The sequence below is a fragment of the Streptomyces sp. NPDC041713 genome (genome assembly GCF_055591085.1).
The window spans coordinates 374,635-396,936 of record NZ_JBVIZY010000002.1; the positions used below are offsets into that span (position 1 = coordinate 374,635).

General features: G+C 71.2%; 15 protein-coding genes. 8 read left to right on the forward strand and 7 right to left on the reverse strand.

The genetic code is table 11. The features are described 5' to 3' along the window. Positions 1–8: 8 nt before the first annotated feature. From ACZ6CV_RS06555 to ACZ6CV_RS06575, 5 genes are all read right to left on the reverse strand, one after another. Positions 9–977, reverse strand: a complete 969-nt coding sequence (locus ACZ6CV_RS06555) for an ABC transporter permease (RefSeq protein WP_469249858.1) — start codon at positions 975–977, stop codon at positions 9–11. After that, positions 970–1,896, reverse strand: a complete 927-nt coding sequence (locus tag ACZ6CV_RS06560) for an ABC transporter permease (protein WP_355803223.1) — start codon at positions 1,894–1,896, stop codon at positions 970–972. The genes ACZ6CV_RS06555 and ACZ6CV_RS06560 overlap by 8 nt, the downstream gene beginning before the upstream one ends. 78 nt (positions 1,897–1,974) lie before the next feature. Continuing rightward, on the reverse strand, positions 1,975–3,606 hold the full coding sequence (locus tag ACZ6CV_RS06565) for a peptide ABC transporter substrate-binding protein (RefSeq protein WP_469249859.1): 1,632 nt from the start codon (positions 3,604–3,606) through the stop codon (positions 1,975–1,977). A gap of 478 nt (positions 3,607–4,084) precedes the next feature. Beyond that, on the reverse strand, positions 4,085–5,992 hold the full coding sequence (typA, locus tag ACZ6CV_RS06570) for a translational GTPase TypA (RefSeq protein ID WP_469249860.1): 1,908 nt from the start codon (positions 5,990–5,992) through the stop codon (positions 4,085–4,087). 250 nt (positions 5,993–6,242) lie between these two features. Beyond that, entirely contained in the window at positions 6,243–8,579 is a 2,337-nt protein-coding gene (locus tag ACZ6CV_RS06575; protein WP_469249861.1) for an ABC transporter family substrate-binding protein, read from the reverse strand. 421 nt (positions 8,580–9,000) lie between these two features. Here ACZ6CV_RS06575 and ACZ6CV_RS06580 point away from each other — a divergent pair, with 421 nt between their 5' ends. From ACZ6CV_RS06580 to ACZ6CV_RS06600, 5 genes are all read left to right on the forward strand, one after another. Beyond that, positions 9,001–9,315: a hypothetical protein gene (locus tag ACZ6CV_RS06580; protein WP_469249862.1), complete on the forward strand. Its 315-nt coding sequence runs from the start codon at positions 9,001–9,003 to the stop codon at positions 9,313–9,315. Positions 9,316–9,416: 101 nt separating this feature from the next. Then, positions 9,417–10,253: a hypothetical protein gene (locus ACZ6CV_RS06585; RefSeq protein ID WP_469249863.1), complete on the forward strand. Its 837-nt coding sequence runs from the start codon at positions 9,417–9,419 to the stop codon at positions 10,251–10,253. Between the two features lie 16 nt (positions 10,254–10,269). Next, complete coding sequence (locus ACZ6CV_RS06590) at positions 10,270–12,219, forward strand: fumarate reductase/succinate dehydrogenase flavoprotein subunit (RefSeq protein ID WP_469249864.1); 1,950 nt, start codon at positions 10,270–10,272, stop codon at positions 12,217–12,219. Beyond that, positions 12,216–12,986: a succinate dehydrogenase/fumarate reductase iron-sulfur subunit gene (locus ACZ6CV_RS06595; protein WP_469249865.1), complete on the forward strand. Its 771-nt coding sequence runs from the start codon at positions 12,216–12,218 to the stop codon at positions 12,984–12,986. The genes ACZ6CV_RS06590 and ACZ6CV_RS06595 overlap by 4 nt, the downstream gene beginning before the upstream one ends. A gap of 129 nt (positions 12,987–13,115) precedes the next feature. Further along, positions 13,116–14,345: an alpha/beta hydrolase family protein gene (locus tag ACZ6CV_RS06600; RefSeq protein WP_469249866.1), complete on the forward strand. Its 1,230-nt coding sequence runs from the start codon at positions 13,116–13,118 to the stop codon at positions 14,343–14,345. A gap of 77 nt (positions 14,346–14,422) precedes the next feature. Here the strand turns inward: ACZ6CV_RS06600 and ACZ6CV_RS06605 are convergent, their stop codons facing one another. Then, positions 14,423–14,806, reverse strand: a complete 384-nt coding sequence (locus tag ACZ6CV_RS06605) for a nuclear transport factor 2 family protein (protein ID WP_469249867.1) — start codon at positions 14,804–14,806, stop codon at positions 14,423–14,425. A gap of 215 nt (positions 14,807–15,021) precedes the next feature. Here ACZ6CV_RS06605 and ACZ6CV_RS06610 point away from each other — a divergent pair, with 215 nt between their 5' ends. From ACZ6CV_RS06610 to ACZ6CV_RS06620, 3 genes are all read left to right on the forward strand, one after another. Further along, positions 15,022–15,954 (forward strand): hypothetical protein, encoded by a 933-nt coding sequence (locus ACZ6CV_RS06610; RefSeq protein ID WP_469249868.1) that lies wholly within the window; start codon positions 15,022–15,024, stop codon positions 15,952–15,954. A gap of 472 nt (positions 15,955–16,426) precedes the next feature. After that, positions 16,427–18,544 (forward strand): TPM domain-containing protein, encoded by a 2,118-nt coding sequence (locus ACZ6CV_RS06615; RefSeq protein ID WP_469249869.1) that lies wholly within the window; start codon positions 16,427–16,429, stop codon positions 18,542–18,544. A 112-nt stretch (positions 18,545–18,656) separates the two neighbouring features. Then, positions 18,657–19,370 (forward strand): PspA/IM30 family protein, encoded by a 714-nt coding sequence (locus ACZ6CV_RS06620; protein ID WP_469249870.1) that lies wholly within the window; start codon positions 18,657–18,659, stop codon positions 19,368–19,370. A 120-nt stretch (positions 19,371–19,490) separates the two neighbouring features. Here the strand turns inward: ACZ6CV_RS06620 and ACZ6CV_RS06625 are convergent, their stop codons facing one another. Then, positions 19,491–22,187: a SpoIIE family protein phosphatase gene (locus tag ACZ6CV_RS06625; protein ID WP_469249871.1), complete on the reverse strand. Its 2,697-nt coding sequence runs from the start codon at positions 22,185–22,187 to the stop codon at positions 19,491–19,493. Positions 22,188–22,302 lie beyond the last annotated feature (115 nt).

Below are 22,302 nucleotides of genomic sequence, written 5' to 3' on the forward strand. Positions count from 1 at the left end.
CGCCTCCCTCAGCGCAATTTGGGATCGAGGGCGTCGCGCACCGCGTCGCCGAGCATGATGAAGGCCAGAACCGTCAGGCTGAGCATGCCGGCCGGGAAGAACAGCGTGTACGGGTTGTTGCGGAGCTCCTTGGAGGCGTCCGAGATGTCACTGCCCCAGGAGATCGCGTCGTCCGAGAGACCCATGCCGAGGAAGGAGAGGGTCGCCTCGGCCGTGATGTAGCCGCCGAGCGCGATCGTCGCGACGACGATCACGGGCGCGGCCGCGTTCGGCAGGATGTGCCGGAACAGGATTCTCCGGGTGCCCGCGCCCAGCGCCTTGGCCGCCACCACGTAGTCGGACTGTTTGGTGGTGATGACCGCGCCGCGCATGACGCGGGTGATCTGCGTCCAGCCGAGCAGGGTCAGGGCGCCCACCACGGTCCACACCGAACGGTCCGTCACCGAGTTCAGCACGACCATCGTGCCGAGCAGGAACGGGATGCCGAAGAAGACATCGGTCAGACGCGAGATGACCGCGTCCCAGAAGCCGCCGAAGTAGCCGGCGAGCATGCCCATGACGGAGCCGATGACGGTCACGGCCAGCGTGACGCAGACGCCGACGGTGACGGAGTTGCGGGCCCCGTACATCACTCGCGCGTAGATGGAGCGGCCCTGCCGGTCGTAGCCGAACCAGTCGTCCTGGAAGACGTGGCTGTAACTCGGCTTCTGCAGGAAGTGGTTGCGCAGATCGCCCTTGGTCGGGTCGGCTCCGGTGAACAGACCCGGCCACAGCGAGACCGCGATGACCAGCAGGATGAGCAGCCCCGAGACCACGAAGAACGGGTTGCGGCGCAGATCCCGCCAGGCGTCCCCGGCAAGCGAGCGGGGCTTGCCCGGAGCGGGGGTCGCGAGGTCCGCGGGGGCCGTCCCTGCGGGCGGCGCCGCCTCGGTCACGGCGAGCGGGTTGGTGGTCTTGGTGACGTCAGCGTCAGGCATAACGGATCCTCGGGTCCAGGACCGCGTAGAGCAGGTCGACGATCAGGCTCGCGGCCAGGTAGACGAGTACGAGGATGGTCACGGTGCCGACGATGACCTGGCCCTCGCGGCGGGCGAGCGCGTCGAAGAGGGTGTTGCCGACGCCCGGCACGTTGAAGATGCCCTCGGTGACGACGGCGCCGCCCATCAGGGTCCCGATGTCGGTGCCGAGGAAGGTCACCACCGGGATCAGCGAGTTGCGCAGCAGGTGGCGCGTCATGATCCGGCTCTTCGGCAGCCCCTTGGCCACCGCCGTGCGGATGTAGTCGGCGCGCAGGTTCTCCGCGATGCTCGTACGGGTCAGCCGGGCGACGTAGGCGAGTGACAACGACCCGAGCACGGCTGCCGGAAGGATGAGCTGGGTGGGATCGGTGGCGTCCTGGACCGTGGGTGACACCCACTCCAGTTGCAGTCCGAAGACCGTCTGGAAGACGAAGCCGAGCACGAAGACCGGCACCGAGATGACCAGCAGCGTGAAGACGAGGATCAGGGTGTCCACGACGCGGCCGCGGCGCACGCCCGCGAGCATGCCGAGACCGATGCCGAGGACGAGCTCGATGACGAAGGCGATCAGCGCGAGACGCACGGTGACCGGGAAGGCCTGTCCGAGAATGTCACTGACGGGCCTGCCGCCCATGTTGGTGCCGAGGTCGCCGGTCAGCAGGTCCTTCATGTAGTGGAGGTACTGCTGCCACAGCGGAAGGTCCAGTCCGCGCTGGTGGCGGATGGCCGCCATCTGCGTCGGGTCCGGCGGCTTGTCACCCCACAGCGCCCGCACGGGGTCGCCGGGGAGCACGTTGACCATAAGGAAAATGAGAAGAGTGGTCCCGATGAAGACCGGGATCATCTGGAGCAGTCGCCGCGCGACATAGCGCCCCATGGGTGCCTCCGTCCTGAGCGGAGCTGCCCGCGGGGGCGGCCGAGATCGTCGGCCGCCCCCGCGGGTCGAGCCGCGCGACTACTTCTTGAACACCTCGACGTCGGTGAAGATCGGGCTGCCCTGCTGGTCGAAGTGAACGTTCTTCACGTTCTCCGAACGACCGGCCTGGAGCTTGCCGTACCACAGCGGGATGCCGGGCATCTTGTCCTGGAGGGACTGCTCGGCCTGCTGGTACAGCTTCGCGGACTCCTCCGTGGTCGGAGCCGCGTCCGCCTGCTTCGTCAGCTGGTCGAACTTCTTGTTCGAGTAGCCGCCCTGGTTACCGGCGACGCCGGTGCCGTAGAGGTCACGCAGGAAGTTGCCGTTGAACGGGTAGTCGAGCACCCAGCCGGAGCGGTAGAACGACTTGACCTTCTTGGCGTCACGCGTCTGCGTGTCCGCCTGGAAGTCGGTCTTCGGGTCGCCCACGCACTTCACACCGGTCGACTGCGTGATGCTGTTGCAGACGGCGGTGACCCAGCCCTTGTGCGGCTGGTCGGCGTTGTACTGGATGGAGATCTTGTTGCCCGGGACGCCGCCACCCTCCTTGATGAGGGCCTTGGCCTTCTTGGCGTCGAACTTGCAGTACTCGCCGCAGGCGCCGGCCTTGTAGCCCTCGACGTTCTTGGCGACCCAGCCGGTCGCGGGCTCACGGGTGTTGCTGAGGACGGTCTTGATGATCGTGTCGCGGTCGATCGCCATCGACAGGCCCTGGATGACCTTGTTGTCGATGTTCTTCCACTGCTTCGAGTAGAAGGCGGGGTTGATCGTCTGGATCATCGCGTAGTCCTGGTTGATCGCACGATCACCCAGGTCGCTCTGGTAGTTCGCGAGCTCACCGTCCGGAATCTGCGGCATCGAGTCGACGTTGTTGGACACCAGGTCCTTGTAGGCACCGTCGGGCGACGCGTAGTTCTTGAACGTCACACCGCCGTTCTTCGCCTTGTCCGGGCCCTTGTAGCCGTCGAAGCGCGTGACCTTGATGGACTTCTTGTGGTCCCACGAGGCGAACTTGTAGGCGCCGTTGCCGACCGGCTTCTCGCCGTAGCCCTTCGGGTCCTTGAAAAAGCCCGAGGGCAGCGGGGAGAACACGTCGTAGCCGAGCTTGAACGCGTAGTACGGGATGCCCGTGTTCAGCGTGATCTTGAAGGTGTTGTCGTCCACGACCTTCAGGCCGGACATCTTGGAGCCCTTGGGCTTGCCCTTGGCGGGGTGGACGTCGTCGTAGCCCGCGATGTCGGCGAACCAGGAGCTGTTGACCTGGTTGTTCTTGACGTCGGCGGCCCAGTTCCAGGCGTCGACGTACGACTTGGCGGTGACCGTCTCGCCGTTGTGGAACTTCCAGCCCGGCTTGAGCTTCACGGTCCAGACCTTGTTGGCCTTGTCGGGGGTGACCGACTCGGCGTTCACATAGGTCAGTTCACCCGTGTCGTTCTTGTAGCCGACCAGCTGCGAGAAGAGGGAGCGAATAACGTCGCTGCCGTACGCCTCCTTCGTGTTGGCGGGCTGCAGCGGGTTCTGCGGCTCACCGCCCGAGTACACGAAGATGCCGTTCTTGTCGACGGCCCGGTTGTCGTCGCCGCTATCACTGTCGCCGCCGCCACAAGCGGTGGCCGTCAGCGCCACAACACCGGCTATCGCGACCCACTTGGCGCTCTTGGCACCACGCATGGGGTTCCTCCTCATGAGTCCACTTGTTCACTACAAGAGGGGGTACGTGCAACCGCGCCGACACCCCTGACGGCGAAGATCGAGTACCCCAGTGTGCTCGTGAGTCGGCGCTCCCCACAGCGCGTGACCCATTGACCCGAGCTATACGCGGTCAACTATTAGCCATGAGGTACCGGTCGACCACACCCTTTTGGTCTCGGTTCAATCACACCTGCCCCGTACAACTTCCAAAATCCGGACAAACCGATCCTAGATAGATGGTTGCGAAACGGACGTGTTACACATCTAACGGTCAGTGACGTCCGCATACCGGACACTTGGCGGACAAAAACCGGTTGCCGGGAGAGCCTCGACCAGCCGTGGCCACACCGTAGCTGCCAGCGGAAACGCACGAGGCCGACTTCCGCCGAACCCCTCGCGGGGCGGCGAAAATCGGCCTCGTGCGCGGCGGTGTGCCGCAACTGCCTACGTCAGCGGATCAGTTGTGCTTGGCGCGGGACGCGGAACGGCCGCGCTCCTTCTGGTCCAGGACGACCTTGCGGATGCGCACGGCCTCCGGGGTCACCTCGACGCACTCGTCGTCGCGGCAGAACTCCAGGGACTGCTCCAGGGAGAGCTTGCGCGGCGGGACGATCGCCTCGAAGGAGTCGGCGGAGGCGGAGCGCATGTTGGTGAGCTTCTTCTCCTTGGTGATGTTCACGTCCATGTCGTCGGCGCGGCTGTTCTCGCCGACGATCATGCCCTCGTACACCTCGGTGCCGGGCTCGGTGAACAGCACGCCGCGCTCCTGGAGGTTCGTCATCGCGAAGGCGGTGACGGCGCCGGAACGGTCGGCGACCAGGGAGCCGTTGTTACGGGTCTTCAGCTCGCCGAACCACGGCTCGTGGCCCTCGTGGATGGAGTGCGCGATGCCCGTGCCGCGGGTCTGCGTCAGGAACTCCGTACGGAAGCCGATGAGGCCGCGGGAGGGCACGACGAACTCCAGACGGACCCAGCCGGAGCCGTGGTTCGACATGTTGTCCATGCGGCCCTTGCGGACGCCCATGAGCTGCGTGACGGCGCCCATGTGCTCCTCGGGCACGTCGATCGTCATGCGCTCGACCGGCTCGTGGGTCTTGCCGTCGATCTGGCGGGTGACCACCTGCGGCTTGCCGATGGTCATCTCGAAGCCCTCGCGGCGCATCTGCTCGACCAGGATGGCCAGCGCCAGCTCACCGCGGCCCTGCACCTCCCAGGCGTCGGGACGCTCGGTCTCCAGGACGCGCAGCGAGACGTTGCCGATCAGCTCGCGCTCCAGGCGGTCCTTCACCTGGCGGGCGGTGACCTTGCGGTCCTTGACGGCGGCCTTGGCGTCCGCGCCCTTGCCGGTGCCGCCCCGGCCGACCAGCGGCGAGGTGTTCGTACCGATGGTCATCGAGATCGCCGGCTCGTCGACCGTGATCAGCGGCAGCGCGATCGGGTTCTCCGGGTCGGCCAGGGTCTCGCCGATCATGATGTCGGGGATACCCGCCACGGCGCAGATGTCACCGGGGCCCGCCATCTCGGCGGGCTTGCGGGTGAGCGCCTCGGTCATCATCAGCTCGGTGATGCGGACGTTGGCGATGGTGCCGTCCCGCTTGATCCACGCGACGGTCTGGCCCTTGCGCAGCTCGCCCTGCTCGACGCGGAGCAGCGCGATGCGGCCGAGGAAGTTGTCCGCGTCGAGGTTGGTGACGTGGGCCTGGAGGGGGGCCGACTCGTCGTACGTCGGGGCCGGGACGTGCTCCAGGATCGTGGAGAAGAACGGCTGCAGGTTGGTGGAGTCCGCCGGGACCGTGCCGTCCTCGGGCTTGGTCAGCGAGGCGACGCCGTCACGGCCACAGGCGTAGACGATCGGGAACTCGATCTGGTCCTCGTCCGCGTCCAGGTCGAGGAACAGGTCGTACGTCTCGTTGACGACCTCGTCGATCCGCGAGTCGGGACGGTCCGTCTTGTTGATGCACAGGATGACGGGGAGGCGCTGCTGGAGCGCCTTGCGCAGCACGAAGCGGGTCTGCGGCAGCGGGCCCTCGGAGGCGTCCACGAGCAGGACGACCGCGTCCACCATCGACAGGCCGCGCTCGACCTCACCACCGAAGTCGGCGTGGCCGGGGGTGTCGATGATGTTGATCGTGATCGGGTCCCCGCCGTCCTTGGGGTGATACTTCACCGCCGTGTTCTTGGCGAGGATCGTGATGCCCTTCTCACGTTCCAGGTCGTTCGAGTCCATCATGCGGTCGTCGAGGGACTCGGCGGCGTGCGCGGCGAAGGAACCGGCCTGCTTGAGCATGGCGTCGACGATGGTCGTCTTGCCATGGTCGACGTGAGCGACGATGGCGACGTTGCGGATGTCGTGGCGCGTGGCCATAGTGCGGCGTACTCCTGGAGTGAGTGGATGGTCACACGCACCTCTGAAGTACGCGAACCCTGCCGGGCTGGACACGCCACGGCCTCACCCCAGTCTACGTGTCTCGCGCGGAGGGAGCCTCCGCGGGGGCTGCGCGGGGGCCGGGAAAGCCTGGGGAAGTTCATGGAAACAGCAGGTCAATGGGTGGATACGAGCTTGCCCGCCGGGGTGGCCGGCGGGCAAGAGAGTTGAGCGGAATCTGAGCCGGGGCCTACTTGGCGGCCGGCTTGCCCGACGGCTTGGCGCCCGGCTTCAGGAACCCGATGTCCTCGAAGGCCGGGGCCTGGAAGCCGAAGGCTCCCGCGTTCGCCAGGTTGGGGCGGGCCGCCATCAGCTGGGGGCGCTGGTAGAGGGGGATGGATCCCGCCTCGGCCCAGATGCGCGCGTCGGCCTTGCGCACCAGGGAGCGTGACGTTTCTTCATCGAGCTCGCCGAGCGCCTGCTCGAAGAGCTGGTCGATGTGGTCGGTGCCGACGCGGGTGTAGTTCTGCTCGACGTTGAGGGAGCCGTCGGCGGCCGGCACCGGCTTGGCGAAGATCGGGCGGGCGTCGGTGGCCGGGAAGGCCGACGCGGGCCACGAGTAGAGGGCCAGGTCGTACTGGCCGGACGCGATGTGGTCCTTGAAGTAGCTTTCGTCGGCGACCTTGGACGTCTCGGTGTGCACGCCGATCTTGTCCAGCATCCGGGAGATCCGGTCGGCCACCGCGCGCAGCGGCTCCGAGCCGTCGCCGGAGGGCAGCACGAAGCGGAGGGTGAGCGGCTTGCCGTCCTTGGCCATCGGCCCGGCGGCCGCGGCGGGTGCGGCGGTGCCCTTGGGGGCGTACGCGCCGGGGGCGCCGCCCTTGGCCTGGTCCTTCGACGCGGACTCGGCCTTGCTCTTGGACGTGCCCTTGACCTTGTTCTTCGCCTTGCTCTTGGACTTGCCCTCCGCCTTGGAGTGCTTCGCGTGCTTCTTCTCCTTGTCCGTCTCGCGGGACGGGGCGAGGGCGTCGGCCTGCCGGTTCAGGGCGGCCCGCTGGTAGGCGGCCGCGGGCGCCGGGGCGAGCACCGAGGTGCCGGTTTCGGCGGGCTTGCCGTCGTCCTCGCCGACGATGTACGTGCCGTCGCCGGAGTCGGACTCCTCCGCCGAGTCCTTCTCGGCGCCCTTCTCCCGGTCGGACTCGCCGCCCGCCGTCTTGGCGTCCTTGTCCTTCTTGCCCTTGCGCAGGGCGCCCGGCGTCCAGCCCGCGTCCGCGAGCAGGGCCCGCGCCTCGGCGGTGTCCTGCTCGCCGAGCGCCCCGCTGTTGTCCGCGTACGCCTCCTGGCCGGCCAGGGCGAGGTGGCTGCCGACCGGCGCGGCGGGCAGGCCGAGGGGCTTGAGGACGGTCTTCGCCAGCTCCTCGCGGTTCAGGGCGCGGGCCACCGCGCGGCGCACCCGGTCGTCGGCGAGGGGGCCCTCGGCGCCGTTGAGGGCGAGCTGGGTGTAGGCGGGCTCCAGGGACTTGCGGACCACGTAGCCGCGCAGGCCCGCCTGTTCGGTCTCGTACTTCTTGACGGCCTTCTGGGTCTTGGCGCGGACCGCGGTCTCGGCGTCGGCGGCCTCCTCGTCGGAGCCGTGCGCGACGGCCCAGGAGCGCAGCGCCTTGGCGGCGGTCAGTTCGGCGGCGGGGCCGTGGGTGAGCGGGCCCTGCGCGCCCTTGTCGCGTGCGGCAAGGCCGATCCGGCCGGCCTCCGCCGCGTCGATCGCGGCGAGGTCGACCCGGCCCTTGGCCAGCGCCTCGGCGCGCTGGGAACGCTTCACCTCGCGCAGCACCAGCTTGTCGAGCTTGGCCGGGCGGCCCCACCAGCGCGGGTTGCGCTCCAGCGTCACGGCGCCGGCCTTGTGGTCGACGTCCGCGAGGGCGAAGGGTCCTGCCGTCACCTTCAGCTTGCGGCGCGCGCCGTCGTTGAAGGAGTCGGGGGCGCCCATGACCTGCTTGGGGTACAGCGGTGAGAAGAGCAAGCGCCAGTCCGCGTACGGCTTGGCGAAGGTGACCCGCACCTCCAGGTTGTTCGCGCCGCGCTCGATCTTCTGGATGCGGTCGTAGCCGGCGTTGCGCGCCGTCCAGTACGCGGTGTCCTTGCCGGACAGGGCCCGCCACTGCGCGGCGAAGTCGTCGGCGCCGATCTCCCGGCCGTCGCTCCAGACCGCCTGCTGGTTGAGCTTGTACAGGACGACCTGCTGGGGCTCGCGCTCGACGACCTTCGCCGACTCCAGGAAGTCGGCGTTGCGCTGCGCCCTGCCCTGCGCGTCGAGGCGGAACAGGGACGGCAGGACGGCGCCCGCCACCCGTGCGGTGGCCTCGTCGGCGTCGGACTGGAAGGAGTTGAACGTCTCGGGCAGCGCGTCGACCGCCCAGTTCATGGTCCCGCCGTCGGCGACCAGGTCCCGGGCGGCGGGAGCGACGTCCTGGCCCGCGGTCGGCCGTCCTGCCTCGTCGTTCGAGCTGCATCCGGCGAGGGCGGGCAGGGCCAGCACCCCCGTCGCGAGGAACACGACAGATCTGGCTCTGGCGCGGTCGTGGGACATGACTGGTACCTCCGGGGTCCGGGGCTCGCCCGGCCGCCCGCTACCAGGACCGGGCCGGGTTTGATCACGTTTGGCGGTATATGGAGCTGATCACATCTATCGCCCCACTGAAGGGGACGGGACACGTCCCGCGGGGGCGACACGGCGCGGCGGGCCCGATATGCCACTCGTGCGGCCCAATGGGGGCGGGGCAGGAGGGTGGCCCAATGGAGGCGGACCGGGAGGGGGGTCGCCACCCGGACCCGCCCGGTCGCCGAACAGTCGGGGACGGTCGAGGTTCGGCGTGATCGGCGCGTGATCCGGCGCATTCACCGCCCCTGATCCGGCAATCGCTGCAGATCCCTTCACAAGCCGGGATGTGACGCGCGACACTCGCAGGCGCATGAGCGTTGCCACCGCACACCCGAAGTGAGGGCAAGTAATGGCTCTGCACGATGAATTGACGGCTGTCCAACAATGCGTGGACGACTTGGTCCGCACCGTCGGCAGGCTGGAGCAGCAGGCCGGCGACCACCTCGCGGGGGTCGACGTGCGCCGGGTGCGTACCGACACCGACCGCCTGCGCGAGAGCGTGGCGCTGCTGCGCGCCGCGGCCCCGTCCCCCGCTCCCCGTACCGAACCGCACGCGCGCGAATTCGTGACCATCCCCGACACGCCGTACGACAGCTCGTTGTGGGCGAACACCGGAGACCTCGACGACGAGGGCCTCGGCGGCTGCGACCGCCACGCGCCCTGACGAGCATTCACCCCCGCACTCGCACTCGCACTCGCACTCGCACTCGCACTCGCACTCGCAGAGCCTCTCCATTGATCCGAGGACGAAGGAGTGGAGCCTCGTTGGCCACCGGCACGGAACCCCAACCGAACAGCGGAACGGCCCCCGGCGGCGGCGTGCGCGACGGCACGCGCGCCGCCATCTCGGCTGCCCATCTGCGGACCGACCGCTGGTGGCTCGCCCCGGCGGCGACCGCCGCAGGACTGCTCGCCTTCGTCGTCTACTCGACCTGGCGGGCGTTCGCGAACGCCGACTACTACGCGGCGCCCTACGTCTCGCCGTTCTACTCGCCGTGTGTGGCCGAGAACTGCGAGCCGATGCGCTCGGGCCCCAACTGGGAGATCTTCGGCAGCTGGTGGGGCCTGTCGCCCTCGGTGCTCATCCTCGTCTTCCCGCTCGGCTTCCGGCTCACCTGCTACTACTACCGCAAGGCCTACTACCGCGGTTTCTGGGCGTCACCGCCCGCGTGCGCGGTCGCCGAGCCGCACAAGAAGTACACGGGCGAGACCCGCTTCCCGCTGATCCTGCAGAACATCCACCGGTACTTCTTCTACTTCGCCGTGCCGGTGGCGGGCATCCTCACGTACGACGCCGTCCTCGGCTTCCGAGACGAGCACTACGAGTGGGGCCACATGGGGCTCGGCACGCTCGTCCTGCTCGTCAACGTCGTCCTCATCTGGATCTACACGCTCTCCTGCCACTCCTGCCGGCACGTCATGGGCGGCAAGCTCAAGCACTTCTCCAAGCACCCGGTGCGGTACCGCCTGTGGCGGTGGACCGGCAAGCTGACCAACCATCACATGCTGCTCGCCTGGACGTCGTTGGCGAGCGTGGCGCTCGCCGACCTCTACGTCTACCTGGTCGCGAGCGGCGCCTTCGACGATCCGCGCTTCTTCTAATGGACGGGGCCTTCTGATGTCTCAAGTGGAGCGGCAGCAGTGGGATGTCGTCGTGGTGGGGGCCGGCGGCGCGGGCCTGCGGGCCGCGATCGAGGCGCGGGAGCAGGGTGCCCGTACGGCGGTGATCTGCAAGTCGCTGTTCGGCAAGGCGCACACGGTGATGGCCGAGGGCGGCATCGCCGCCTCCATGGGCAATGTGAACTCCGGCGACAACTGGCAGGTCCACTTCCGCGACACCCTGCGCGGCGGCAAGTTCCTCAACCAGTGGCGCATGGCGGAGCTGCACGCGCGCGAAGCACCGGACCGGGTCTGGGAGTTGGAGACCTGGGGCGCCCTGTTCGACCGCACTCCGGACGGCAGGATCTCGCAGCGCAACTTCGGCGGACACGAGTATCCGCGCCTCGCGCACGTCGGCGACCGCACCGGCCTGGAGCTGATCCGCACGCTCCAGCAGAAGATCGTCTCCCTGCAGCAGGAGGACTTCAAGGAGTTCGGCGATTACGAGGCGCGCCTCAAGGTCTTCCAGGAGTGCACGGTCACCCGGGTCCTCAAGGACGAGGAGGGCGGGCTCGGCGAGGGCGGCCGGGTCTGCGGAACATTCTGCTACGACCGGGAGTCGGGCCGCTTCTTCGTCCTGGAGGCGCCCGCCGTGGTCCTGGCGACCGGCGGCATCGGCAAGTCCTTCAAGGTGACGTCCAACTCCTGGGAGTACACGGGCGACGGGCACGCGCTGGCGCTGCTTGCCGGGGCCCCGCTCCTGAACATGGAGTTCGTGCAGTTCCATCCGACGGGCATGGTCTGGCCGCCGTCGGTCAAGGGCATCCTGGTCACCGAGTCGGTGCGCGGCGACGGCGGGGTGCTCAGGAACTCCGAGGGCAAGCGGTTCATGTTCGACTACGTGCCCGACGTCTTCAAGGAGAAGTACGCGCAGTCGGAGGAGGAGGGCGACCGCTGGTACGACGACCCGGACCACAACCGCCGGCCCCCCGAGCTGCTGCCCCGCGACGAGGTGGCCCGTGCCATCAACGCCGAGGTGAAGGCGGGCCGCGGCTCGCCGCACGGCGGGGTGTTCCTTGACGTGTCGACCCGGATGCCCGCCGAGGTCATCAAGCGCCGGCTGCCGTCCATGTACCACCAGTTCAAGGAGCTGGCGGACGTCGACATCACGGCCGAGGCGATGGAGGTCGGGCCGACCTGTCACTACGTGATGGGCGGCGTCGCGGTCGACTCCGACACCGCCGCCGCGCGCCGGGTGGCCGGTCTCTACGCCGCGGGCGAGGTCGCGGGCGGCATGCACGGCTCCAACCGTCTCGGCGGCAACTCACTCTCCGACCTGCTGGTCTTCGGGCGGCGCGCGGGGCTGCACGCGGCCCGGTACGCGGCGGGCCTGGCCGCCCGGCCGCCGGTGGACGAGGTGCAGGTCGACACGGCGGCCGCCGAGGCTCTGCGGCCGTTCAGCGCCGAGGGGCCCGAGGACGGGGCGACGCCGGAGAACCCGTACACCCTCCACCAGGAACTGCAGCAGACCATGAACGACCTGGTCGGCATCATCCGCCGTGAGGCGGAGATGGCGCAGGCCCTGGAGAAGCTCGCCGAGCTGCGGGTGCGGGCGCGGCGGGCCGGCGTCGAGGGGCACCGCCAGTTCAACCCGGGCTGGCACCTCGCCCTTGACCTGCGCAACATGCTCCTGGTCAGCGAGTGCGTCGCGCGGGCCGCGCTGGAGCGCACGGAGAGCCGCGGCGGCCACACCCGTGAGGACCACCCGACGATGAGCCGCGAGTGGCGCCGCGCCAATCTGCTCTGCCGCCTCGCCGACCCGACCGGCGGGCTCGCGGCCACCGGTGCCGTACGCGGCCAGATCGACCTGGACCGCGTGGAGACCGAGCCCATCCGCCCGGACCTGCTCGCCCTGTTCGAGAAGGAAGAGCTGGTCAAGTACCTGGCTGAAGAGGAGCTGTACGAGTGAGTTCGTACGATGCGCGATTCAAGGTCTGGCGCGGGGACGTGGGGGGCGGCGGCCTCGAGGACTACAAGGTCGAGGTCAACGAGGGCGAGGTGGTGCTCGACATCATCCACCGCCTCCAGGCCACCCAGGCACCCGATCTCGCCGTGCGCTGGAACTGCAAGGCGGGCAAGTGCGGTTCGTGCTCGGCGGAGATCAACGGCAGGCCGCGGCTGATGTGCATGACGCGGATGTCGGTCTTCGACCCCGCCGACGTCATCACGGTGACGCCGCTGCGGGCCTTCCCCGTGGTGCGGGACCTGGTGACGGACGTTGGCTTCAACTATACGAAGGCGCGCGAGGTCCCGGCGTTCGTGCCGCCCGCCGATCTCGGTCCCGGCGAGTACCGGATGCGGCAGGAGGACGTGGACCGCCCGCAGGAGTTCCGCAAGTGCATCGAGTGCTTCCTGTGCCAGGACACCTGCCATGTGGTGCGCGACCACGAGGAGAACAAGACCGCGTTCGCCGGCCCGCGCTTCCTCATGCGGGTCGCCGAGCTGGACATGCACCCGCTGGACGCGGCGGCCGAGTCCGGCCTCGACCGCAAGCGGACCGCGCAGGACGAGCACGGGCTCGGCTACTGCAACATCACCAAGTGCTGTACGGAGGTGTGCCCTGAGGGCATCAAGATCACGGACAACGCGCTGATCCCCTTGAAGGAGCGGGCCGTTGACCGCAAGTACGATCCGCTGGTGTGGCTGGGCAACAAGATCCGGCGGCGGACGGAGTAGGTGGGCGCCGTGGGGGATGGCGTAGGCGCGTAGGAGTAGGAATCAGGGTTTCTGGGGGACATCCCCCAGGCGGGATTTCCATGATTTCCCCCATGGTGGCGAGGGGTGCGTGGCGATCAGCATGGAGGCATGACCTCTCGCGCTTCCTTGACCCGTCGCTCGCTGGTCGGCCTCGCGGCCGCGGGGCTCGCGGCCACCGCGCTCACGCTCCCCGCGTCCGCGGCGACGCCCCCGCGGGCGCCCGCCGCGCGCGCCACCGTCCAACTCCCCGCGCCCACCGGGCCGTACGGGATCGGCACCGTCTCGGCCCGCCTCGTCGACCGGTCGCGGCACGATCCGTGGGTGCCCTCGCAGCCGTACCGGGAACTGATGGTCAGCGTCTGGTACCCGGCCGCGTCCGGCGGCGACGGCCACCCCCGCGCCGGGTACATGGCGCCGGGCGCCGCCGCCCGCTGGGACGCCATGGCGCCGCACGGGATACCGCGCGGCGCGGTCGACTTCGCGGCCCTGCGCACGCACGCCAGGGAGGGTGCGCCGGCCGACACCCGGCACGGGCGGCACCCCGTCCTGGTGTACGCGGCGGGGGCGGGCGATCCGCGCACCTGGGGCACCGCCCTGGTCGAGGAGTTGGCGAGCCGCGGCTATGTCGTGGTCACCGTCGACCACACCTACGAGAGCCCCGGCGTGCAGTTCCCCGACGGCTCGGTCAAGGACGCCGGCCCGCTCCTGAAGGCCTTCGAGGAGGCGCAGAAGAACGGCACGGTGCCGCGGTTGCTGCGGCGGACGGTCGACACCCGGGTCGCCGACTCGCGGTTCGTCCTCGACCGCCTCGGCTCGCTGCCGCACGGCCTGTCCCGGGTCGTCGACCGACGGCGGGTGGGCATGGTCGGCCACTCGGCGGGCGGGATCGCGGCGGCCGAGACGATGTACGAGGACCGCAGGGTGAGCGCCGGGGTCGATCTGGACGGCACCCTCGAGTACAACGCGGAGCCCGAGGGCACGCGTCTGATGCCGGTCGCACGGCACGGCCTGGACCGGCCGTTCCTTCTGATGGGCAGCGACCGGCCGACGGAGCCGGCGTGGCGATCGTTCCTGTCCCACGGCTCCGGCTGGAAACGGAACCTGATGCTGCGGGGCTCGCTGCACCAGGCGTACACGGACCTGTCCGCGGTGCTGCCGCAGGCGGGCGTGACCGGGGAGGTCCTGGAGCAGAACATAGGAACGGTCGCCCCGTCGCGTGCGGTGGCGGCCCAACGGGCCTACGTGGCCTCGTTCTTCGACCGATGGCTGAAGGGAAGCAACGACGGCCTGCTCGACGCGCCGTCCGGGCGGTACCCGGAGGTGGAGTTCAGGGACTGAGGCCGGCACGCTTCGACCTCTGGGTCCCCTGGGGGTCCCCTGGGAATCCCCTGGGAATCCCCTGTAGGTCCGCTCAGTCAGGCCGTCGGTACGCGGTCCAGGAATCCGTGAACCGTGCGGATCCGGCCGTCGTCGGCCAGCGTGATGACGTCGGATCCGGCGACGGGCGCGGACCCGTCCGCCGGCGAGACGAGCTCCCAGGTGAAGCGCGCGATGTCGTGGTGCCCGTCGACCGCACCGGTCCGGCGGAACTCGAAGCCGGGGAACTGCTCGTGGGCCCCCTTGATCACGGCGGCGATCCCCTCGTGCCCGGAGACGTCTGCCAGCGGGTCCGTGTAGCTGCCGTCCTCGGTCCAGGCGGCGGTGACGGCCTTGTCGATGTTCTCGGCGCCCTCCACGTTCCAGGCCTCGAAGTAGCGGGCGACGGCGGTCTCGTACGCGGCGGTGTCGTGTGCGGTCATGGCTGGTCAGCCTCCTGTGGAGTGGTTCTCGTCTTGTGGGGCGATGACTCAAGACTGCCGCTCGCCGACACAGGGGTCGATTACGTCCCAGGTAATGAGGGGCCGGATGGTTCCCAGGTAATGAGGGGCCGGGTGGTAAGAGGGGCGGGGTCAGGAGCCCCCGGGAAGTCCCGTTCCCCCGTGCCCGGGAGGGCTGCCGTGCCACACTGCCGCGCATGCGCATACCCCGCCGCTCCCGCCTCCTGCCAGCCCTGCCGGTCCTGCTGCTCGCCGGCGCGCTGAGCGTGGGCGCCGTCGGCTGCTCCCTGCCGGGCGGCAGCGACGACGACGGCGACGGTACGGGGCTCGAGCGCGCGCTCGACGCGGTGCCGGCCTCGGCGGCCGACCAGGGAATGATGTACCGGGACGTGCGCACCGCTCGCCGGCTGGTCGCCGAGGACCCGAAGCTCTACCGCGGCCTGGACGGCTTCGGCATCCTCGAAGTGGTCCAGCACGGCTACACGGGCGGGAGTGTCCGCGCGGACTGGGGGTTCGACGCGAAGGACGTGAAGACGTCCGTCACGGTCGGCAACAGCTCGCTGCTCACCGGGGAGTTCGACACGGACTCGGTCGGGCGCGCGATGAAGAAGCAGGGGTACCGGGCCACCCGCACCGAGCACGGCACGCGGTACGAGAAGGGCAGCGGGGACGGGACGTTCGAGGTCTCGGGCACGGCCCGTGCCGCCAAGCGCTCGGACATCGCACTCGGCCTCGCCGCGCCGGGCACGTCCCTGCGGGACGACGAGGCGTACACGGCGGTGGCCGACTGCCTGGGCGACGTGTACGAGGCGTCGTTCTACGCCAAGCGGGTGGACGCGGATGTCGTCCTCCTGGCGATCGGCGGGCGGCTCGGCAAGGACGGCACGTCCTCTTCGGAGACGCTCTGCGCCCGCACCGCCTCACGGAAGGCGGCCGACGCCACGGCGGCCCGGCTCCGCGAGAAGACGGCCCCGGGCCAACGCTACGCGGGCTCGAAGGTGACCGTCGGCGAGGGCGACACCCCCATGGTCACGATGACCTGGAAGAACAGCACCGAATCGGGCCTGCGCCCCAGCGACAACGACCGCACATCGGAACTGCCGAGGGTGCTGGTGTGGGGGCGCGGCTGAGCGCGGCGGTCGAACGCGTCGGGGAGTTGGCGGGGGCGGCCGCGGGGCGGGACTGAGAGCGGGCGGCCCGCCGTCTGCCGGGTACCGGCTGCGCAGGGCGCCTGCCGCGTACCGGCTGCCGCTCAGCACCTCCCGCGTACCGGCCGCCGCTCAGCACCTCCCGCGTACCGGCCGCCGCTCAGCACCTCCCGCGTACCGGCTGCCGCGTACCCGCCTACCGCCTACCCGCCTACCCGCCTACCCGCCTACCGTACGACCCACGATCCGCTCGGGCCCACAGGCCCACAGGCCCACAGGCCCACAGGCCCACGGGCCCACGGGCCCACGAGCCCACGGGCCGGCCGACCGGCGCCGACGTCCGGCGCCCGGCGCCCGGCGCCCGGCGCCCGGCGCCCGGCGCCCGGCATCGGCGCACTTCAGGGCGTCGTCTCCCAGGTCGCGGCGCCCCGGATGCCGCCCTACGCTCCGAAATGTGAAGCCGTCCTCGTACCTGGTCGCGCGGGCAGCCGCGGCCGGGGTGGCCGTGCTGCTCGGGTGGTGCGTGCTGCTGAACCCCTCCCCCGCGCTCGCCGACGATCCCGTCCCGCTCTCGCGGCGCGGGCAGGTCACCGACCGGACGGAGGCCCTCGGGGACCGCGCGGGTGAGGTGAAGCGGGCCCTCGACCGGCTCTACGACGAGCACGGCGTGCAGCTCTTCGTCGTCTATGTCCGGGACTTCTCCGGGCGCTCCCCGCAGGACTGGGCGGACGCCACCGCGGAGCGGGGCGGGCTCGGGCTCGACGACGTGCTGCTCGCCGTGGCCACGCACGACCGGCAGTTCGCCTATTCCGTGGACGACGGGTCGCGGCTGACCGACGCGCAGCTGCGGTCCGTGGCGACCACCGCGATCAGGCCCGCCCTGCGCCACAACGACTGGGCGGGGGCGGCCGTCGGCGCCGCGGACGGCTACCGCGCCGTGCTCGCCGGGCGGCCCGTGCCCACCCCGTCGGTCACCCCCGGCCCGGCCGACCCCGGCCGTGGCGCGGACGAGTCCGTCACCGGGGACCTGGTGCTGCCGGTGGCGGCGGCGTGTGCGGCCGGGGTCGCCGCGACGGTCGCGTACAAGCGGCGCAGGAAGCGCGCCACCACCCGTACGACGCCTGGCGGCGGCTGGGGACAGGGGGCCGGCCGGAATCCGACGCCGCTCCCGGAGCTCGACGCGCAGGCCCGGCGGCTCCTCGTGGAGACCGACGACGCCGTCCGCACCAGCACCGAGGAGCTCGGCTTCGCCACCGCGCAGTTCGGGGAGGAGGCGGCCCGGCCGTTCGGGGCGGCGCTCGCGTACGCGCAGGGGGAGCTGACGGCGGCGTTCCGGCTGCGGCAGGAGCTGGACGACGCGTTCCCCGAGGACGACGCCACCCGGCGGCGCATGCTGGACGAGATCGTCGCGCGCTGCACGGAGGCGGGCCGCCGGCTTGACGCGGAGACGGCGGACTTCGACCGGTTGCGCGCCCTGGAGAAGAACGCGCCGCAGGCCCTCGACCATGTCGAGAGGGCGTATCAGCGGGTTGCGGGGCGTACGGAGGGCGCCGAGGCCACCCTCGCCGGGCTGCGTCGGACCTACGCGGCGACCGCGTACGCCTCCGTGCTCGGCCACGTCGAGCAGGCCAAGGACCGGCTGGTCTTCGCCACCACCCACCTGGCCATGGCCCGGCAGAGCGCCGACGCGGGCGACAACGGCAGGGCCGCCGTCCACCTGCGGGCCGCCGAGGGCGCCGTGGACCAGGCCGGCACCTTCGTGGACGCCGTCGACCGGCTCGCCGGCGAGCTCGCCGAGGCCGCCGAGAAGCTGCCGGGCGCACTCACCGAGTCCGAGGCCGACCTCGCCGACGCGCGCGGCCTCCTCGCAGGCACCGCCAAGGGCGTCTCCACGGCCGATCTGCGCGGCCGGGTCGCCCGCGCGGAGTCGGTGGTCGCCGCGGTGCGGGGCCAGGTCGCCGCGGGACCGTACGACCCCATCGACGCGCTGCGCCGGGTCGAGGAGGCCGACGCCGCCCTCGACCAGGCCCTCGCGGGCGCCCGCGAACGCGAGGCCGGCGACCGCCGCTCGCGTTCCCTGCTCGCCCCCGCGCTGCTCACCGCGCGCAGCGCCGTGGCGGCCGCGACGGACTTCGTCACCACGCACCGCGGGGCCGTCGGCAGCGAGGCACGGACCCGGCTGGCCGAGGCCGCACGGCATCTGGCGCGGGCCGAGGCGACACAGGCCGAGGCGGCGCGGGACGGCGACCCGGCCGCCGCGCTCGCCGACGCACGGCAGGCGGACGCGCTGGCCCGGCAGGCGCAGCAGCTCGCCGAGCGCGACGTACGGGGGTTCGGCAACCCGTACGGAGGGCTCGGCGGCGGGGGCGGACGGGGCGGCGGGATGGGCGGCGCGGTGCTCGGCGGCATCATCCTGGGCGAGCTCTTCGGCGGGGGCGGGCGCCGGGGCGGCGGTCATGGCGGGGGCGGCCCCGGGGGCGGCGGCTTCGGGGGCGGGTTCGGCGGCGGTGGTCCCGGCAGCTTCGGCGGTGGCGGCACGCGGGGGCGCCGGGGCGGGGGCGGCAGGTTCTGACCCGAAAGCCCGTCGGCGACAGCCCACCGGCCGTACCCCGGAGGACGTGAGCCGCCTTCGGCAGCCCCGTAGTCCACGCCCGGACGACCCCTCGTACAAGGAGATCCAGGTCATGACGAAGCAGACCATCCTCGGCCGTGTCGCCCAGCTCGCCAAGGCCAACATCGGCGCGCTCCTCGACCAGGCCGAGGACCCGCAGAAGATGATCGACCAGCTGATCCGCGACTACTCGAACAACATCAGGGAGGCGGAGGAGGCCGTCGCGACCACCATCGGGCAGCTGCGGATGCTGGAGCAGGATCACCGGGAGGACCAGGACGCGGCCGTCGAATGGGGCGGGAAGGCGCTCGCCGCGAGCAGGAAGGCGGACGAGCTGCGGACGGGCGGGAACGCCGCGGAGGCCGACACGTTCGACCGGCTCGCCAAGGTGGCGCTCGGGCGGCAGCTGCAGTCCGAGCGGGAGGCGAAGGAGGCCGAGCCGACGATCGCCTCGCAGACCGAGGTCGTCGACAAGCTGAGGTCCGGACTCGACCGGATGAAGTCGAAGCTGACCGAACTGCAGTCGAGGCGTGATCAGTTGGTGGCGCGGGCGAAGACGGCGGAGGCGCAGAACCGGATGATGGACGCCGCCGGGAGCATCGACGTCATGGATCCGACGAGCGAGTTGAGCCGCTTCGAGGACAAGGTGCGGCGCGAGGAGGCGCGGGCGCTCGGCCGGCAGGAGCTCGCCGCGTCCTCGCTCGACGCGCAGTTCGAGGAGCTGGACGGCCTCGGCGACGAGGCTGAGATCGCGGCCCGCCTCGCCGCCCTGAAGGCGACCACCTGAGCCGCGCCCCGCCGAACCGCCACCACGTCAGCCCCGTCTACCCGAGCCGCCACCACCCGCCCACCTGCGCCGCCACCAGCCGACCGACCCGCGCCCACCCCAACCCCGTACGGGCCCCACTCAGAACAGGCTGAGCAGCGCCTCCGCCGCGTCCTTCGGCTCCGCGTCACCGGGCAGCGGGAGTTCGAACCACACGGTCTTGCCCTGCGGTGTCCTGCGCGAGCCCCACGCCGCGCTGAGCAAACCGACCAGCTGCAGCCCGCGCCCGCCCTCGTCGGTGTCCCTGGCCCGGCGGCGGCGCGGCTGGACGAAGCCGCCGTCCCACACCTCGCACACCAGCGTGCGGTCCAGGAGCAGCCGGAGCCTGATGTCGCCCTCGCCGTACCGCAGGGCGTTGGTGACCAGCTCGCTGACCAGCAGCTCCGCCGTGTCGCAGAGGCGTTCCAGGTCCCAGGCGCGCAGCTGGTCGCAGGCCAGTTCGCGGGCGCGGCCGACCGACTTGGGGTCGCGCGGCAGCGTCCAGTCGCCGACGTGCTCGGCGGGCAGCCCCTCGACGCGAGCCATCAGCAGCGCGATGTCGTCCTCGCCGTGGTGGGTGTCGAGGGTGTTCAGGACGTGGTCGCAGGCGTCCTCCAGGGCGGACGGCGCGTCGTTGAGGGAGCTCACCAGGGCGTTGAGCCCCTCGTCGAGCGGGTGGTGGCGGGACTCGACGAGGCCGTCGGTGTAGAGCGCGAGGAGGGCGCCCTCGGGGAGCTCGACCTGGACGTCCTCGAAGGGTTCGCCGCCGACGCCGAGCGGCATGCCGGGCGGCACGTCGAGCATCAGCGCGGCTTCGCCGGGCTCGACCAGGACGGGCGGCAGGTGGCCGGCGTTGGCGAAGGTGACGCGGCGGGTGACGGCGTCGTAGACCGCGTACACGCAGGTGGCGAGGTACACCTCGCCGAGGTCCGCGCCGGCTCCCTTGCGCGCCGCGCGGGTGGACTGCTGGGGCCCGGCCGGGTTGCCGAGGCCGCGGGCGATCTCGTCGAGGGCGGAGAGCACCTCGGCCGGTTCCAGGTCGAGGAGGGCCAGGGTGCGCACGGCGGTGCGCAGTTCGCCCATGGCGACGGCGGCCCGAAGGCCGCGGCCCATGACGTCGCCGACGACCAGCGCCGTGCGGTGGCCGGGCAGCTCGATGACGTCGAACCAGTCGCCGCCGACCTCCGTGGCGGCGTTGCCCGGCAGATAGCGGCAGGCGATGTCGAGCCCGGACGCCTCGGGGTCGCCGGGCGGCAGCAGGGAGCGCTGCAGTATCAACGCGCGCTCGTGCTCGCGCCGGTAGAGGCGGGCGTTGTCGATGCAGACGGCGGCGCGCGCGGCCAGTTCGACGGCGAGCGCCCGGTCCCGCTCGCCGAAGGGTTCGCTGCCCTTCGTACGGGAGAACTGGGCGAGGCCGACCACCGTGTCGTGGGCGACCATCGGCACCGCGAGCGTGGACTGGACGAGGCCGCCGGTGCGCCGGCTCGCCGAATCGTCGTCGTCGGCGGTGATCAGCCGGGGCCGGGCGGCGCGCAGGGCGTCGGCGCAGGGCGAGGTGAACCCGAAGCGGTGCACGGCGCCGACGTCGACGGGTCCGGTGCCGGCCGGGAACGGGGCGTCGGCCACGGCGCTCGCGAAGGCCACCCGGCGCAGGTCCGCGCTGCCGTCGGCGAGTCCGGGCGGGGTCTCGTCGCCGTCGAGGAGCCCCTGGTAGAGGTCGACGGAGGCGAGGTCGCAGAAGCCGGGGACGGCCACGTCGAGCAGTTCCCTCGCGGTGGTCTCCAGGTCGAGGGAGTTGCCGATGCGGGCCCCCGCCTCGTTCAGGAGGGCCAGGTTGCGCCGCGCGTGGGCGGCTTCGCGGGCGGCGGCGTGCCGCCGGGTGACGTCGGTGCCGAGGCCCGCGACGCCGATGGGCCGGCCCGAACCGCTGTGCACCCGGTAGAGGTCGATCGACCAGTGCCTGCGGTCGCTGCTGCCCGGCGCGGGGCCGACGATCTGCAGGTCCGTCACGGGCTCGCCGGTCTCCAGGACCCGCTTGAGGGCGGCGGCCATGCGGTCGGCCTCGTGGCGCGGCAGATAGTCGTGGACGGTGCGGCCGCGGTGCTCCTCGACGCCGCCGCCGAACACGTCGGCGAACCGGCGGTTGGCGCGCTGCACCTTCAAATCCGTGCCGAAGAGCAGGAAGCCGACGGGGGATTGGCCGAAAATGGCCTGCGAGGCGGCGAGGTCCGTCTCGATCTGCCGGAGCGCGCGGACGTCGACGACGATGCAGACCGCGGCCCGCTCACCGTCCTCCGTCTCGGTCGGCATGACGTAGACCTCGGCGACGCCTTCGAGGCCGTCGGGGCCTTCCTCGCCCCGCCGCTGGGCCGGCAGGGCGCCCTCCGGCACCGGCAGGGCACCCTCCGGCAGCCGGAAGGGGACCGACCCCGTCCACTCCCGTCCGTCGAGGATCTCCGCCATCTTGCGGTGTCCCCCGGCGCGCAGCTCGGGCGGCACGAACGCCTCGATGGGGTCCTTGCCCACGGCGTCCCGCGCGGCCACGCCGAACAGCCGCTCGGCGCGCACGCTCCACTGGTCGACCAGGCCGTCGGGCCCGATGGAGAAGGAGGCGACCTTGATGTAGTCGTAGATCGAACCGGGTGGGTCGCTCTGCCACGTCTCGTCCACCGGCACGTCGCCGCCGGGCCCCCTGTCGGCCGGGGCGGCGTCGCCCGTCGCGTCGTTCGTGGCCCCGTGGGCCTTCGCGTCGTCCGACGGCCCGTCGAGCTCCGTCGCCTTCGCTGGTATCTCGCTCACGCGAACCGTCCCCTCCAGCTCACCGCGCCCGGCACCGGTCACCGCGTACGGCTGACCGCAGTATCCAGCACTACGGTGCCGCGCCACACGGCGTTCACGATCACAGCACGTACTC